A 14,036-nucleotide genomic window follows, 5' to 3' on the forward strand; every position below is an offset into this window, starting at 1 on the left:
GAAGGGTTCGGCACCGGCGCCCAAGGCCCTCCATCAAGCAGCGCCGCCTGGGCGGACGAGCCGCGCGATGTCAGTGGCTGCTTGTTTCATATTCTCGTGCTCCCAGACGCGGAGCACCGTCCATCCGATGGAGATCAGGTGAGCGTCGGTCTCCCGGTCGCGCTCGACGTTGCGCTCGAGCTTGGCGACCCACCAGGCAGCGTTGGTGGCGGGTGACGTCTTGTGTTCGGGGCACCCGTGCCAGAAACAGCCGTCGACGAAGACGGCGACCTTCGCGCGGGTGAACAGGACATCGGCCCGTCTTCGGGGCATGCCCGGCAGCGGGTGGTCGACGCGATATCGAAGCCCCATGCGGTGGAGTTCGCGACGGAGGATCAGCTCGGGCTCGGTGTCGCGTCTGGCCTGCCGGGACATACGAGCGGAGGTACTGGGCAGCACATTGGCAAGCGACACGCGCGACGCAGCGCCAGCGCTCGGCGTGGCAGTGGTGCCGGGCCCGCGCGGCTCGCTAGCCTCACTAACTATGTCGGCCACACCCCTATCATGCCGCGCCCGATGATGGCGGCCGAGCCCGACTCTGTGGTCCGCACCCTCGACCTGTTCGCCGGTGCGGGCGGCCTCACGACAGGTCTGAGTCTCGCTGACGGCCTGAAGATCCTGCCTGTCTGCGCGGTCGAGGCCGACGAGTCCGCGGCCGCAACCTACACGCTCAACCACGGCGGGAGGATCGCGGACGGTCGCGTGGTCGGCGGGACGGTCTACGCCGGCAGGATCGAGGACTGGCTCGCTGATAACGCGGAGATCGACGTCGACCTTGTCGTCGGCGGCCCGCCCTGTCAGGGGTTCTCGACGCTCGGCAAGCAGGATGCGGACGACAAGCGCAACGTCCTCTGGCGCAAGTACGCAGAGGCCGTCCATCGATCGGCCCCGCGCTACTTCGTCCTGGAGAACGTTCCCGCGTTCCTGACCTCACCGCAGTGGGAGGTGTTCCAGGACGAGTTGGAGTCCGGGCTGCTCGCGGACTACGCGATCACGGCCGGCATCCTCAACGCGGCTGATTACGGGGCTGTCCAGGCGCGCAAGCGAGTCATCGTCATCGGGCATCGCAGGGATGTCCCCGATCCTGGCATGCCGGTGAAGACCCACGCGCATCACCACCGCAAGCTCGAGGAGATCTTCGAGGACATCCCCGACAAGGTTGACCGCGTCGGCGTCCCGGACGGGACGATCTGGTACGAAGGAACCGAACGTCCCGGCGCGTTCTCCACTCGACAACTCCATTTCGGGCGCTACTACACCGACCTGTCGCTGAGGCGATTTGCGGCGATCCCGCGCGACGGGAGCAGGTTCAACCTTCCCGACGAACTGCTGTCCCCGTGTTGGCGCAAACATCGGACTGGTGCCGGTGACGTCATGGGACGGATGCACCTCGACAAGCCGTCGGTGACGATCCGCACCGAGTTCTTCAAGCCCGAAAAGGGTCGCTACTTGCACCCGACCGAGAACCGCGTCATCACGCACTACGAGGCAGCCCTGATCCAGGGATTCCCGGAGAACTACCAATGGGTCGGCACGCGTGAGGAGATCGCAAGACAGATCGGGAACGCCGTGCCGATCCCGCTGGGCCGGGCAATTGGTCGCCAGCTTCTGGCGGCATTCCGGCAAGGCCGAAGCCCCTTAGACTGCGAGGCGCCACACGTTTCCTCCGAATTTCGTTGACCGCAGCAGACCCCCTCCCCGGACAAGGCACTTTCCTCAGCTGAGGCAAACATATCCCGGACAGGGAATCGAAATTCGGCCCCCATTTCACCATGAATAACGTGATATTCATTCAGGAAACACTGGTTTCGGTGAGCCCCAGGACGACATCAGCAACGCGAGCCGTGAGACCTTGACGCTTTGTAGCATCCCTCGACGACATATTCTCCTCTACCGAGAATGAGTCGAGAGCAGACGTAACGCAACGATATGCCGAGTCTAACCGTTCTTGACTAATCGGCCTCTTCGCGACCTCATCCCTAGAAACATCGGCCACATCTCGCCACGACTGCGGTGCCTTGCCGACGAGACGAGTAATATAGGCAAATGCCACGAAGTAGGAGATGTGCTTTCTTTGCCAGTAGGTCATCGCACCCTCAAGGCCATGCAAGTAGTCGTCGACTGCACGCATGAGTACAACACAGGCATAATATACTTCTATATCCGCCTTCGGGTCAAAAGCGCGCTTGTAGCGTGAGTCTTCAGCCAGAAGTGAATTCGGCTTACCTCGGGCGACTTCTGGCCCGCCGTAGGCAATCGAATAGACAGCTTGTCCGAGATACGGAATACTTACGATCCTTCCTGGATCTCGACCAAGATTTCGGTGGAAACCTTTTCTGCGATCGTAGTACAGCCCCTTCGTTTCGAAGTACATCTCGATCCTGCGCTGAACCTCGTCCGTCGCCCTCAAGGAAGCATCCGCAACCGGAGTCTGGCGATTCGTCGCTCGGATTATCTTGTCTCGAACTCCTGCATCGCTTTCGACAATAATCCGGACTAGCAACTGACGCTGCTCGCCAATCTTTTCTTGAGCGTCGCCAGAGACGAACCACCGAGCCACGTTATGTGAAGTTTGTAAACCGTTGACGATCTGAATGTTCTTCATTGCAATCGTCTTGCCGGCGCCATGCGCCTCGTCACACAGGATAGTCACACCATTGTTAAGCCACCAGAATTCCGGACTACCTGAATCCTCAAGAGAGGCATAGATCTCCTTATTTACCGCCACCTCACCCTGAAAGTCTCGAACATTAGCCTCGAAAAGATGCCTACGAATTCCTCCATCTTCATCAAGAATCAAATTTGCATAGTTCGACAGCCTCACCAAAGCGATGTAAGAATTTCCGCTAAGGATCAGCTCCGAGCACTCGAGTTGGTGCGTAGGGTTCGAGCGGCGATTAAACCTTGCCAACAACTCGTCTGCACCTAAGAAGTCCGCCTGGACTTCGGATGAAGGTAGGCGCTTGAGAATCTCTTCCCGCAAAGCCTCTGACCTCAAGCTGACATTCGGAGAAATCCTTGAGACGTCGCCTCTGGAAATTATGTGCACCTGTACTGAAACACTCGGACGCCGGGTAAGGAGGTTGCGGTAGGCCTTCCGAAAGATATCCAACTGCTCCCGCACAGCCTCGTTCAGTTCACCTTTCAGTAGATCTATGTCTGCTGCCAGGTCAAGCGCCCGGGGCAAGATCGAGTAGAGCCGAGAGATAGAATCCTGCTTGAACGAGGTCGATTTCTTCGCCTGGATCACCACCAGAACTACCTCGATACCCTCTGGGGCCTTACGCGCCTCTGACTGATCCTCTACAAACCTGTGGTCTGACTGGGCAACGGTGCCACCGATTATGGTGAAGACGGAATCAATGCCACCGTCATCGCTCCCATCAACTATACCCATTTGAATCTCGTCAAGATTTGCATCATATTGACGCAAAAGCAGCCAGGAGGTAAATAACTCCCAGGCGTCACTTTCGGGAGTGGTGGGTAAATTGGTATTTCGCCAGTCGGTGAAGACGGCTGAAATAAGAGTCTCGGCCCCGGACACACTTACCTCTCGAGTAAATAACTGAGGACGCCAGCTTGCGTCGTTCTTCTTCAGCATCCTTCGATTCGGCGCTGCGTCCAGCATTAGTTTACTCCGACGTTCCGGCCAGGAGTGTCACAGCGCTCGCACGCCTTCGGCTCGCTCTGACACGCGGTCCCCAAGCAGCCAGCCGGTGTCGTCCACGTGCGCCGTCGCGATCTCGCCGATCCGGTCGTACCCGCTCGCGTTCAACCCGGTCGTCTGCAGATCGACCATCGGATAGCCGTTGCTCACCGTGCCCCCACGTTATCGACGCGGGTTTTAGCGGCCCACAGAGGAGTGCGGGCTCACTGCGGCGGTGATCACATTGAGAGCCCGCCATTCCCGAGCAGCAAGACTTGTCCCAGGAGGGACGTGATCAGCCCGACGTACATCGGGTTGCGTACGTAACGGTTGAAGCCCGAGACCACGAGCCGCTCGGTGGGCGCCAGCGGCACCGGCGTACCGCCGGCCTTCACGAACTCGGCGAAGGCCGACACGGTGGGCACCATCCCCCCGACGATCATCGTCGCGCCGAGGACGCGCATCGCCCTCCATCCGGCCACCGGGCGCTGGAACTTCCACCGGGTGATGGCCCAGGGCAGCAGGCCGACGACCGTTCCGGGAGCAGCGATGAAGAAGACGATGCTGATGGCGGTCGCCGGGGCCCTCTTCATCGGACACCTTCTTCGCGAGGCGGGATCTGTTGACCATCGTAGGCACGGGATGCCACCTCGGGCGTCCGAGATTGCCACTCACCTACCGTGGAGCCATGAAGGCCTTCGGCCCGACGCGGGTCCCCGACACCGTGCCCCGACCCGTCCTGGTGGTCGCCCGGACCCGTCTGCGATCCGGCTACCGCCGCGCCGGTTCGGTGCGTGGCGTCGTCATGCTGGCGGACTCGGCTCCCGGCCTACTGCTCCCCTGGCGGCGGCGCCGGCTGGTCGCCCGTCCCGGGTCGTTCCCCGTCGTCGGCCGCTCCCATCGACTCGACCTGGGCACCATCGACCGGGTCACCGCATCCTGGTCCGACCGGGAACGGTTCGACACCCTCCAGCGCGCGGGCCGGGATCCTCGATGGGCCCGGTGGACCGCCGACGGCATGCGCGAACGTCATGAGGACGACCGCCGGGCGTGACCGCCGCTCCTCACCAGCCCGGGCACTCGACAGGCGGCCGAGACGTCGCCTGCGATCCATCCCCCGGGCGCTGAGGACCTACCGCTGGGCGAGGCTCTCCAGGATCCGCCCGAACGTCTCCTCCCCCACGATCGGGATCCCGTAGTCCCGCGCCTTCCGGGCCTTGCCGCTCAGCGAGTCCGGATCGGCTGCGATGACCAGTTTCGTACGCTTCGTGACGGCGCCCACCTCGAGCCCCGCCTGACCAGCCACGGCGATCCACTCCTCACGTGGCCGCTGCATGTCGCCGGTGAAGACGACCCGGTCGCCGGGCTCCAGGCGGAACTCGGGTCGACACGCCATCGTGTCGCTGCCGTGATCATGGACCGCGGCCAGCGCCACATCGGCGTCCGCGGCGGCCAGCCCGAGCATCTGCGCGATCGCCCGGATGTTCTCGTGCTCGGCCGGCGTCACCACACCATCGGCCCACGCCGCCACCGCGACCGACGCGAGATACGTACGGTGCACCTCGCGGACCTGCGTTGCGGTCAACCCCAGGTCCTCGGCGACCTGCAGCAGCAGGCTCTCCTCGTGCAGGCTCAGCGAAGCGTCGAGCAGGGCCCGGTCCAACAGCTCCAGGTAGGCGTCGACGTCCGGGCTCTGCGACCGCGGCAGCCGCGTCGTCAGCCGGTCGACCCATGCCCCGGGACGGCGGCGCTCACACGCGCCCCGCTGCACCAGCGCCACCGATCCGTGCGCCGGCGACACCGGCCAGGCGTACGACCGGGTCTCCTGCAGAGTCTGCTCCCAGCTCGGGTCCACGGTGAGCTGGTCCAGGTAGACGCCGAGGAGCGCGGCGGTCGCCCGGGCATCCCCGAGAGCCGAGTGCGCGCCATCGAGTGTCACTCCCGCCGCAGCACAACACGATTCGAGCCTGCGGGGCACCCGGGGCAGGAAGACCCGAGCCCACTCCATCGTGCAGAGCCCGCCGAGCGGCGTGGGCAGGTCGTAGCCGGCCCGTCGCAACTCGACGGTGAGGAAGTTCAGATCGAAGCGCGCATTGTGGGCGACGACGGTCCGCCCGGCCAGGTCCTCGATCAGCATCGGCGCAAGGTCGGCGAACGTCGGCGCCCCGAGCACGTCACCGGCTGCGATGCCGTGGACACTGACCGGCCCGACGTCCCGCAACGGGTTGACCAGGGTCGACCACTCCCCCAGCAGCCGGCCGACATCGTCCACGTGCACCGCCGCGATCTCGACGATCCGGTCACAGCCCTTCGGATTGAAACCGGTCGTCTCCAGATCGACCACCACATACCCGCCACGCATGATCCCCCCTGATCTCTCGGCAGGGATGCTAACGACGGACGGCATACGTCGGGCCGACTGAGGCAGGCATCACATCACGTACGCCGGCGCGCTGATCAGCAGCAGGCGGGGCCGGAGCTTCACACATGACTCTCAACAACTCTCACCATGTGTGAAGTTAAGTGTTAGTAGGCGTGAAGCCGGGGCAGTTTACCTCACGCGGCGCGCGCCGATGCACGGGGCCGCAGACAGAAGGCCGCGGCCCCCACGGGGTCGCGGCCTGTCGTAGACGGGGACTTCAGTGCTGGTGCGCCGGACGGTGCTGCCGTGCGTCCATGGCCGGCTTGAAGGCCGCGGCCGTGACGATGGCAGCGATGATGCCCGCGATCCAGGACGTCCAGGACGCCGAGGCGAAGGTCATCGTCGAGTACGACGCATACATGCCGACCCACGGGGACACGAACAGCAGGACGCCAACGGCGCACTGCGCGTACTCGAGCCACGGGGTGCCGGGCATGGACAGGTTGAAGACGCCTGTCACAATGAGGAGGCCGCCGAACACCAGCATGAGCGTCATCGAGAGCGGCGTTGTCGTCGTCCAGATGAGCGCTGCCAGGACGGTGAACAGGCCAGCCGCCAGTGCGACATAGTCCTCCCAACGCGTCCACCTCTTCATGGGGATGATCTCCTTCCGAAATGACTCTGCTTCTCTTCATCCCCCCGGTCCCCGGGGGGATCGGTCAGTGGTGCAGGGTCGGCGCAAGGGCCGACGCGCGACGCCTCTGGCTTCTTCCAGTACATGCCTGTCAAGGCCGGTTTTCCAGTGGGCGAAGGTCACGAAACGGACAACACAGCCCGTCGTGCCCCATGGCCGCCCTTCCGCCGCACCCCGACTCGTGCTACGGTGTCGGAAAGCGCATTCCCAGTGAGGTGAAGGCATGGACCATCGACTCTCCGAGGTCGAGAAGCACACCGCGGGCGGGCGCCTCCGGGTGGATCGCCAGGAGGACCACGGATGAACCGGATCGCACTGGTCACCGGCGGCAACCGAGGCATCGGCCGCGGGGTGACCGAGGCCTTGCTGTCCGCCGGCTATCGGGTGGCGATCCTGGCCACCCGACCCGAGCCGACCGAGGTGATCACCGATCTGCGCCGACTCGGCGAGGTCAGCTATATCCGCGGCAGCGTCGCCGACACCACCGAACACGCCCGGTACCTCGACCAGGTGCTCGACCGTTGGGGCCGCCTCGACGTGTTGGTCAACAACGCCGGCGTCGCCCCGCTCGACCGTCGAGACCTGCTGGAGGCCGATCCCGAGAGCTTCGACCGGGTGCTCGGGATCAACCTGCGCGGCCCCTATTTCCTCACCCAGGCAGCCGCTCGGGCCATGGTCGCCGGCCGCCCCACCGGCTGGACCCTCGAGGACGGGCCGATCGGCACCATCGTCAACGTCTCCTCGATCTCGGCCGAGGTCGTCTCCACCGACCGTGGCGACTACTGCCTGTCCAAGGCGGGCGTGGCGATGGCCACCCGGCTCTGGGCCGCCCGGCTCGCCCCGGAAGGCATCCTCGTCTACGAAGTGCGCCCGGGCATCATCGCCACCGACATGACCGCCGGGGTCACCGCGAAGTACGACGCCTACTTCGCCGCCGGCGCCGTACCGATGTCCCGCTGGGGTCGGCCCGACGACGTCGGCGGCGCGGTGGCGCAGCTCTGCGCCGGGGCCATGCCCTACTCCACCGGCGATGTCATCCACGTCGACGGCGGCCAGCACATCCCGGTGCTCTGACCCGCCCCACCCCTCGTCGTACGACGCCGTACGACCCGCCCCCAATCCCCCGAGGAGCACGCCGTGGACAACGACATCTGGATCCCGCAGCACACCACCGATGTGCTGTCGGTCGGGGAGCAGCGGATCCCGGTGGTCACCGCCAACACCGTGGTGGTGGGCACCGGGGCCGCCGGATACTGCGCGGCCGACCGGCTGGTCGGCTTCGGCCAACGTGACGTGGTGATGGTCACCGACAAGGTCCGGGCCGGCACCTCCCGCAACGCGGGCTCGGACAAGCAGACCTACTACAAGCTCACCCTGGCCGGCGGTGAGCCGGACTCGGTCCGCGAGATGGCCGAGACGCTGTTCGCCGGCGGGTCGATGGACGGCGACCTCGCGCTCGCCGAGGCGGCCGGATCACTATCGGCGTTCTTCCACCTGGTGGAGGCGGGCGTCCCGTTCCCGCACAACGCCAGCGGCGAGTTCGTCGGCTACAAGACCGACCACGACCCCCGGCAGCGAGCCACCTCCGTCGGTCCGTACACCTCGCGGACGATGGTGGAACGGCTGGAGCGGCGGGTCAACGAGCAGGGCGTCCCGGTGCTGGAGGGGTGCCGGGTGGTCGATCTCGTGGTCGCCGAGGGCCGGCTCGCCGGTCTGCTCTGCGTCCGGGTCGACAGCGCGGACCATGACGGCAGGACCCCCAGTGACGGCAGGACCCCCGGTGACGACCCGACCGGCGACCGGTTCGTGCTGCTGCGCTGCCGCAACCTGGTCTACGCCACCGGCGGGCCGGGCGGGATGTACGCGGACTCGGTCTACCCGCACGGTCAGTGGGGCGCCAACGGGGCCGCGCTGCGCGCCGGCGTGATCGGCAAGAACCTCACCGAGTGGCAGTTCGGCCTCGCCTCCCTCCGGCCCCGGTGGAACGTGTCGGGCAGCTACATGCAGGCCCTGCCACGCTTCGTGTCCACTGACGCCGACGGGAACGACGAGCGGGAATTCCTCACCGACTTCCTGCCCGACTACGGCGACCAACTCAGCCGGATCTTCCTCAAGGGCTACCAGTGGCCGTTCGACATCCGCAAGGCAACGGACGGCTCGTCCATGATCGATCTGCTCGTGGACCGGGAGACCCGGCTCCGTGGTCGGCGGGTCTGGCTCGACTTCCGCCACAACCCGTACGGTGACGCCTTCCGCCCCGACCTGCTGTCCGAGGAGGCACGCGGCTACCTGCGGGCCACCGGGGCTCTCGATCCCGGGGCCGACACCCCGTTGGAGCGGCTGATCCGGATGAACCGGCCGGCGTACGAGTTCTACCTCCAGCGCAACCCCGGCATCGATCTGGCGACCGACCTGCTGGAAGTCGGCGTCTGCGCCCAGCACAACAACGGCGGGCTCGACATCGACCAGTGGTGGCAGTCGAACCTCCCCGGCTTCTTCCCGGTCGGTGAGGCGGCTGGCGCCCATGGGATCTATCGTCCCGGCGGGGCCGCACTGAACAGTGGCCAGGTCGGCGCCACCAGGGCAGCCCGATGGATCGCCGAACGCGGCCGGACCGAGCCGATCCCGTCGGATGCCTTCGCCACGGCCGCGCTCCCCCTCGCCGAAGCGGCCGCCGGGCTGCTCACCGCGGCCGGTGCCCGGGCGGAGACCGGTCCGGACACCACCGGCGACCTGCTGCGCGAGATCACCACGACGATGAGCCGGCAAGCAGGACCGGTCCGCTCCGCCGCGAGCATCGCCGGCGCCAAGGCCACCGTGCGTGCCCATCTGGCCGCCTACGCCGACACCGTGGCCGCCGACCTGTCCAGCGGTCGCTCGGTGAGCCGGCTGTTTCTCCTCCGGGACATCCTCGCCAGCCAGTTCGTCTACCTGTCCGCGATGGCGGACTACCTGGCCCGAGGCCTGGGCAGCCGCGGCTCGGTGCTCTACACCGACCCGACCGGCGGCCGGCCGCACCTCGACCCGGCCGTGGCCACCCCGCTCCCCGACGAGTACGCCTTCCGGCTCGCCGGTGACGAGGCCACCGGCCTGATCCAGGAGACCCATTGGGACGGGGCCGCCGATCCGGTGGCCGTCTGGCGACCCGTACGCCCCCTCCCGGACACCTCCGGCGAGGTGTTCGAGACCACCTGGCGCCGCTATCGGGAGCATCGCATCGTCGGATGACCACGCGCCCCGCAGGGCAGAACGCGCTATCGAGCAGCCGTATGCCGGGCGGAAAGCGCTATTCTGAAGTTTCCTGATCGCGAGGAGGAGCTGATGCCGCGCAAGCGTTCGGAGGGTGCCGTGACTCTCAGTGACGTGGCCCAGCTGGCCGGGGTGTCCCTCGCCACGGCGTCCCGCGCGATCAACGGCAGCAAGGACCGGTCGGTGGCCGAGGAACTCGCCACCCGCGTCCGGGAGGCCGCCCAGATGCTCGGATACGAACCCGATGCCAATGCCCAGGCGATGGCCCGCGGCGCCACCCAGACCATCGGCGTTGCGGTGAACGACCTCACCGACCCTTACTTCGCCGCCATCGCCGGCGGGATGACCGACGCGTGCCTGGACCGCGGCATGTTCCTCACCCTCGCCTCGACCGGCAACCAGCTGGACCGGCTGCCCGAGGTGGTGCGGTCACTGGACTCTCTGCGTGTCCGGGCGATCCTGCTCACCGGTGGCCGGTGGCGAACATCGGGCATCGGCGACGACCTGTCCGAGGCCATCAGACGCTACATCTCCCGCGGCGGCCGGCTGGTCACCGTCGGCGTCCGACTGCCCGGGATCGACCGGGTGCTGATCGACAACGAGGGCGGGTCCGCCCGGCTGGCTCAGGCCCTGTGGGAGTGCGGATATCGGCGGCCGATCGTGCTGACCGGCCCAGAGATGCACTCCACGGCGACCGTACGGGCCCAGGCGTTCCTCGCCCGGGCCCGTGAGCTCGGCTGCCGGATCCCACCGGAGAACCAGATCGTCTCCGACTACACCCGCGCCGGAGGGCAGGAGGCGATGCGGCTGGCCCTGGAGTCCGGGCTGAAGGGCGACATCGTCGTCGCCACCAACGACGTGATGGCCCTGGGGGCGATGCGCCAGGCCCGCCAGGCCGGGGTCGCCGTCGGCACCGAGCTCGGTTTCGCCGGTTTCGGTGACATCGCCGGCCTGGAGGATGCGGTGCCCACTCTCACCACCGTCAGGGTGCTCAAGGAGGAGATGGGACGCCAGTCCGTGGCCCTCGCGGTCACCGGCCCGGGCGACGGCACCGGAGAGATCAATCTGCCGACCACTGTGGTCCTGCGCGATTCCACCCCGCGACGGACCGGACGGCCAGCCTGACTCGGCCCACCGTGCACGTACGTGTCTGCCCCGGCTCCCTGACGGGAAACGGGGCAGACACGTACGGACGGCCACCTGGCGGGGTCCGCCACCCGTCGCTCAGTCGGCCAGCGACCGGTGCGCCGTCTCCGGGGAGAGCAGCGCGGACAGGGACGCCACGACCGCGAGACCCAGCGTCGCGCCGCCGATGACCAACGGGACGTTCGCGGTGCCCGGCGGGGCGATCATCGCGAAGATGGTCGGCAGGAAGGAGGTGATGAGCAGCGCGATGTTCATCGAGACGGCGAACCCGGTCACCCGGGCGCTGGTCGGGAAGAGCTCCTGGATGTAGCTGGCGAAGGTCGCGTTCCAGAACGAGTAACACACTCCGAACATGAGGATGGCGAGCCCGAAGGTGAGCGGCACGTTCTTGTGCTCGACCGCCACCAGGTACGGGTAGGCCAGCAGGCCGCCACAGATCGGCCCGAAGATCATCATCGGCCGGCGCCCGATCCGGTCGGAGAACCGACCGATCAACGGAATGATGGTGGCGGCCACCACGTTCGCCGCCACCGGGACCCACAGGAAGGTCGAGGGGCGCAGGCCGATCCCGTACGACTTCTGGGTGGCGTACGCCGTGCCGAAAACGACCGCCGTCGTGCCGAGCACATTCGCCATCCCCATCAGCACCGCCCGCAGCACGGTCGTGGGGTGACGGCGGAAAATCGTGATGAACGGGACCTCCGCCGGCTTGCCGCTCTTCGTCTCATCGAGGAAGACCGGGGTCTCCTCGACCTGGTTGCGGATGATGAGGGCGGCGATGACGACCAAGGCGCTGAGCAGAAAGGGCACCCGCCAGCCCCAGGCCAGAAACTGGTCGGTGGGCAATGCCGCATCGAGCGGGATGAAGGCCGCGGCACCGAGAATGCCACCGATCTGGGTGCCCATGGTGCCGAAGCTGGCGAAGAAGCCTCGTTTGCCCTCCGGCGCATGTTCGACGATCATCGCGCCGGCGCCGGCGAGCTCCCCGGAGACCGCGAAGCCCTGGGCGAGCCGCAGGATCACCACCAGGATCGGCGCCAGGATGCCGACCTGGTGATAGGTGGGCAGGACACCGACGAGGAAGGTCGAGACGCCCATCAGCATCATCGCGTAGACCAGGATCTGCTTGCGGCCGTACCGGTCACCGAGGTGACCGAGGACGAACGCGCCGATCGGACGGGCGACGTAGCCGACGGCGTACGTCGCCAACGACGCGATCAGCGCGACGGTGGGATTGCCGCTGGGGAAGAACACCTGCGGCAGCACGATCGCCGCCGCCGACGCGTAGACGGTGAAGTCGTAGTACTCGAGCGTGCTCCCGGCGAAGCCGCTCGCCGCCGCCCGGCGGATCATCCTGGGATCCCGGCCACCGCTGCTCGACGACGAGCCCGTCGCAACCGCCACCCCAGGTACGTTACGCACATCCTTGTGCATGGGAGACTCCTTGTTGTGATTGTCTGATGTTGAGATGGATTCGACAGCCACTGTGAATCGTTTCAAGCCGGTGATGTGAGGCGGAGAGGTCGATTCGGCAGTGGAGATTGTTGGGGGGACGATCCGGCCGTCGGGACGTCCCGACGATTCAGACCCCGGCCCGGCTGAGGCACCGTTCGACGAACCCGACCTGGAGTGGCCACTGGAACCCTTCGCCGCCCTTGTGGTCGTTGTAGCGATAGACCTCGATGTGCTTGTCGTCGGCACCCGCACTGCCCGGGGCGCCGTAGTGGTTGAACGCCGCGAACACCGTCGACGGCGGACAGGTCTGATCCTGCAGACCGGTCGAGAACAGCGCCGGTGCCGTGGCACGCTTGGCGAAGTTGACCGCATCGACGTACGACAGGGTCTCGAAGGTCGGCTCGACGAGGTCGCGGTGACACCGCAGGTAGCCGTTGATCTCGTCGTACGGAGTGTCGACGGTGAGCCCGACCGCCCGCTCGAAGTGGCAGAGGAAGGGCACGTTCGGTGTCACCGCCACCAGGCCCTCGACGAGGCCGGCGACGGCGATCGCCAGTCCACCACCCTGACTGATGCCGACGACGGACACCAGGTCCGGGTCCACCAGCGGGAGCGATCGCAGCGTGTCGACGGCCCGGACGGCGTCGGTGATCAGGCGACGGTAGTAGTAGCCCTCGGGAGACTCGATGCCGCGTGTCATCAGACCAGGGAAGGCCGGGCCGTTGCCATGCGGATCGGCGGTGTCGCCCGGGACCGATCCACTGCCCTGTCCGCGGGTGTCCATCCGCAGGTAGGCGTAGCCGGCGAGCGCCCAGCCGGCCGCCTCGTGGGCCAGGCCACGCCCGCCCCGGTATCCCACCGTCTCGACGATCCCCGGCAGCGGGCCGGTGGCGCCGTGCGGTGTGGCGAGCCACGCCTTGACCGGCTCACCCAGGAAGCCCGGGAAGGTCACGTCGTACAGGTCGACGACCGTCAGCGGGGTCGGCATCGGCACCACCGCGACGGCTCCACCGACAGAGCGGGACTCGGCCAACGTACGCGTCCAGAACGCGTCGAAGTCGGCAGGCTCACGCACCTGCGGCGCATAGGCCCGGAGCTCGTCGAGAGGAAGATCAAAGAACGGCATCGCGGTCGCTCCCTGCCCGATCGGTCACCGCACGATCGCCCGACAGGGGTGGCGCCGCGAAGCCGATCGGCGAGGCGGTCTTCTCGACCACGTCCGGCGATCCCCCGACGCCTTTCGGCCCGGAGAAGTCCCGGGCCTCGATCTGGTCCGACATCCGTCAACCTTCCTTGAAGACGTCCTTGTCCACCCACTGGGAAAGCGTTTTCCATACCATAACCCGATGATCACCTCGGTTGTCAAGGCCCACGCCCGTTTATGGCAACCTCCACAGGTTCCGGTGTACGCTGCACTGGTAAGCGCTTTCTCACTGAGGAGACGG

At 66.6% G+C, this 14,036-nt stretch carries 14 protein-coding genes; 5 read left to right on the forward strand and 9 right to left on the reverse strand.

The window, feature by feature from the left end; genetic code table 11:
* Nucleotides 1-33: 33 nt before the first annotated feature.
* Nucleotides 34-414: a very short patch repair endonuclease gene (locus tag R0146_RS03265; protein ID WP_317691428.1), complete on the reverse strand. Its 381-nt coding sequence runs from the start codon at nt 412-414 to the stop codon at nt 34-36.
* Nucleotides 415-543: 129 nt separating this feature from the next.
* Between R0146_RS03265 and R0146_RS03270 the strand changes: the two genes are divergently transcribed.
* Complete coding sequence (locus R0146_RS03270; protein ID WP_317691429.1) at nt 544-1,719, forward strand: DNA cytosine methyltransferase; 1,176 nt, start codon at nt 544-546, stop codon at nt 1,717-1,719.
* 112 nt (nt 1,720-1,831) lie between these two features.
* Here R0146_RS03270 and R0146_RS03275 read toward each other — a convergent pair whose 3' ends face one another.
* From R0146_RS03275 to R0146_RS03285, 3 genes are all read right to left on the reverse strand, one after another.
* Nucleotides 1,832-3,640: an AIPR family protein gene (locus tag R0146_RS03275; RefSeq protein WP_317691430.1), complete on the reverse strand. Its 1,809-nt coding sequence runs from the start codon at nt 3,638-3,640 to the stop codon at nt 1,832-1,834.
* Between the two features lie 57 nt (nt 3,641-3,697).
* Nucleotides 3,698-3,856 carry a hypothetical protein gene (locus tag R0146_RS03280; protein ID WP_317691431.1) on the reverse strand — a complete coding sequence of 53 codons (159 nt, stop codon included), beginning with the start codon at nt 3,854-3,856 and terminating at the stop codon, nt 3,698-3,700.
* 68 nt (nt 3,857-3,924) lie between these two features.
* Nucleotides 3,925-4,278: a methyltransferase family protein gene (locus R0146_RS03285; RefSeq protein WP_317691432.1), complete on the reverse strand. Its 354-nt coding sequence runs from the start codon at nt 4,276-4,278 to the stop codon at nt 3,925-3,927.
* A 95-nt stretch (nt 4,279-4,373) separates the two neighbouring features.
* Here R0146_RS03285 and R0146_RS03290 point away from each other — a divergent pair, with 95 nt between their 5' ends.
* Complete coding sequence (locus R0146_RS03290; protein ID WP_317691433.1) at nt 4,374-4,739, forward strand: hypothetical protein; 366 nt, start codon at nt 4,374-4,376, stop codon at nt 4,737-4,739.
* A gap of 78 nt (nt 4,740-4,817) precedes the next feature.
* Here the strand turns inward: R0146_RS03290 and R0146_RS03295 are convergent, their stop codons facing one another.
* Entirely contained in the window at nt 4,818-6,047 is a 1,230-nt protein-coding gene (locus tag R0146_RS03295) for an exonuclease domain-containing protein (RefSeq protein ID WP_317691434.1), read from the reverse strand.
* 277 nt (nt 6,048-6,324) lie between these two features.
* On the reverse strand, nt 6,325-6,702 hold the full coding sequence (locus R0146_RS03300; protein ID WP_317691435.1) for an SPW repeat domain-containing protein: 378 nt from the start codon (nt 6,700-6,702) through the stop codon (nt 6,325-6,327).
* Between the two features lie 339 nt (nt 6,703-7,041).
* Between R0146_RS03300 and R0146_RS03305 the strand changes: the two genes are divergently transcribed.
* The 3 genes from R0146_RS03305 (at nt 7,042) to R0146_RS03315 (ending at nt 11,115) form a co-directional block, all read left to right on the forward strand.
* Nucleotides 7,042-7,815, forward strand: coding sequence for a 3-ketoacyl-ACP reductase (locus R0146_RS03305; protein ID WP_317691436.1), 774 nt, complete (start codon nt 7,042-7,044; stop codon nt 7,813-7,815).
* Nucleotides 7,816-7,878: 63 nt separating this feature from the next.
* Complete coding sequence (locus R0146_RS03310; protein WP_317691437.1) at nt 7,879-9,969, forward strand: FAD-binding protein; 2,091 nt, start codon at nt 7,879-7,881, stop codon at nt 9,967-9,969.
* A gap of 93 nt (nt 9,970-10,062) precedes the next feature.
* On the forward strand, nt 10,063-11,115 hold the full coding sequence (locus R0146_RS03315) for a LacI family DNA-binding transcriptional regulator (RefSeq protein WP_317691438.1): 1,053 nt from the start codon (nt 10,063-10,065) through the stop codon (nt 11,113-11,115).
* 99 nt (nt 11,116-11,214) lie between these two features.
* Here R0146_RS03315 and R0146_RS03320 read toward each other — a convergent pair whose 3' ends face one another.
* From R0146_RS03320 to R0146_RS03330, 3 genes are all read right to left on the reverse strand, one after another.
* Entirely contained in the window at nt 11,215-12,540 is a 1,326-nt protein-coding gene (locus R0146_RS03320; protein WP_317691439.1) for an MFS transporter, read from the reverse strand.
* A gap of 178 nt (nt 12,541-12,718) precedes the next feature.
* On the reverse strand, nt 12,719-13,717 hold the full coding sequence (locus tag R0146_RS03325; RefSeq protein WP_317691440.1) for an acetylxylan esterase: 999 nt from the start codon (nt 13,715-13,717) through the stop codon (nt 12,719-12,721).
* Nucleotides 13,704-13,871, reverse strand: a complete 168-nt coding sequence (locus R0146_RS03330) for a hypothetical protein (RefSeq protein ID WP_317691441.1) — start codon at nt 13,869-13,871, stop codon at nt 13,704-13,706. The genes R0146_RS03325 and R0146_RS03330 overlap by 14 nt, the downstream gene beginning before the upstream one ends.
* Nucleotides 13,872-14,036 lie beyond the last annotated feature (165 nt).

The organism is Raineyella sp. LH-20 (genome assembly GCF_033110965.1).
In the GTDB taxonomy this organism is placed as follows: domain Bacteria; phylum Actinomycetota; class Actinomycetes; order Propionibacteriales; family Propionibacteriaceae; genus Raineyella.